General features: G+C 71.6%; 2 protein-coding genes. Both read left to right on the plus strand.

The window, feature by feature from the left end; translation table 11 throughout:
• A partial coding sequence (locus G6017_RS14385) for a GntR family transcriptional regulator (RefSeq protein ID WP_182617971.1) occupies positions 1–819 on the plus strand: 819 nt, incomplete at its 5' end.
• A complete protein-coding gene (locus G6017_RS14390) occupies positions 816–1,649 on the plus strand; it encodes a 1,6-dihydroxycyclohexa-2,4-diene-1-carboxylate dehydrogenase (RefSeq protein ID WP_182617973.1) in 834 nt (277 codons plus the stop codon). The genes G6017_RS14385 and G6017_RS14390, both read left to right, overlap by 4 nt.
• The last annotated feature ends 61 nt before the right edge of the window (positions 1,650–1,710 follow it).

Below are 1,710 nucleotides of genomic sequence, written 5' to 3' on the forward strand. Positions count from 1 at the left end.
GCACCGATCGCAGCGCGACCCGTCGGCTACCAACCGCGCACTCCGGGCCTGTTCCGCTCCCCCGTCGCCAGGTCGCGCGGTCCGGAAGGCCCGCAGCCGGCCATCGCCGCCCGACCGGTCGGGTTCGAGTCCCGTGTCCCGGGTGCGTCCGGCCCCGGGTACTCACCGGGACCGGCGGCCGAGGAGACGACCTCGCCCATCGCCGCCCGACCGGTGGGATACATCCCTCGGCCCGTGACGCTGCAGCCCGTCCTCCCGACCTCCGTCGCGAGGACGACGTCGTCGTCCCTCTTGCTGTCCGGCGGCGAGCGGTCCGAGACCATCACGTCCTCGACCGGTGTCGTCAGCGGCGAGGTGCATCCCGGGATCACCCACTCGGACGCCCAGTTCGACGCCCGGATGGCGCTCGAACTCGGAGCCGTCGAGCTCACCATGGGTCGGCTCGACGCCACTCGCCTCGCGGAGTTCCGCATGCTCGCCGAGTCGGCCAACCAGTACATCCACGGCGATCGCTTCCTCGACCCGGCGCGCTTCACCGCTGCCAACGCCCAGTTCCACGAGTACCTCTTCCGGTGCACGGGCAACGAGGCACTCCTGCAGGCGTACCGGATCCTGGAGGTCACCCGGGTGATGAACAGCGTCCTCCCGGACGCCCGCTGGGTGTCGGAGGACATCGTGCCGGAGCACCTCGAGATCGTGACCGCGTTCGAGAACGGTGATCGCGACGCGGCGCGCTACCTGATCCGGCGCCACACCGAACACGCCAAGGCGACCATGCGGGCCGCGCTCGCCGACACGTCCGTCGGGGCGGCGTCATGAGCGCCCCGGTCGGTGACCACGACGCCGTCCCACCCGTCCTCTCCCCCGGACGTTTCGACGGGCTGTCCGTCCTGGTCACCGGAGCGGTTCAGGGAATCGGTCGTGCGGTCGCCGACCGGGTCGCCCGGGAAGGCGCGCTCGTCACCGCCGTCGACCGTGCGGAGGCGATCACCGAGGTCGCCGAGGAACTGACCGCCGTGTCGCCGGACGGCCACAGGGTGACCCCCGTGGTCGCCGACCTCGAGACATTCCAGGGCGCACAATTCGCGGCCGACGCCGCACTCTCCACCCACGGCCGGATCGACGTACTGATCAACAACGTCGGTGGCACGATCTGGGCCCGGCCCTACCACGAGTACTCGCCGGAGCAGATCGAGAAGGAAGTGCGCCGTTCACTCTTCCCCACGTTGTGGATGTGCCGGGCCGTCCTCCCGTCGATGGTGTCCGTCGCGACCGGCACCATCGTCAACGTGTCCTCGGTGGCCACGCGCGGCGTCAACCGGGCCCCGTACGCGGCGTCCAAGGGCGGGGTGAACGGACTGACCACAGCGCTCGCGCTCGAGGCGGCTCCACACGGGATCCGGGTGGTGGCCACCGCTCCCGGCGGAACGCTCGCCCCGGCGCGCCGCATCTCCCGCGGTGGTGACGCCCGCACCGCCGAGGAGAAGCGCTGGTACCAGCAGATCGTGGACCAGACCGTCGAGTCCAGCGCGCTCGGTCGCTACGGCGACCTCCACGAACAGTCCGCCCCGATCTGCTTCCTGGCCTCACCCGAGGCGTCGTACATCACCGGGTCGGTCCTCCCCGTCGCCGGCGGGGACCAGGGCTGACCGCCCGTCTCTGCTCCCTCTTGTCCCGTCCCGCCCCCCGTCCCGCCCCCCGTCCCGTCCC

Origin of the sequence: Dietzia sp. B44, from assembly GCF_014145245.1 — a bacterium.
Taxonomy (GTDB): Bacteria; Actinomycetota; Actinomycetes; order Mycobacteriales; family Mycobacteriaceae; genus Dietzia; species Dietzia natronolimnaea.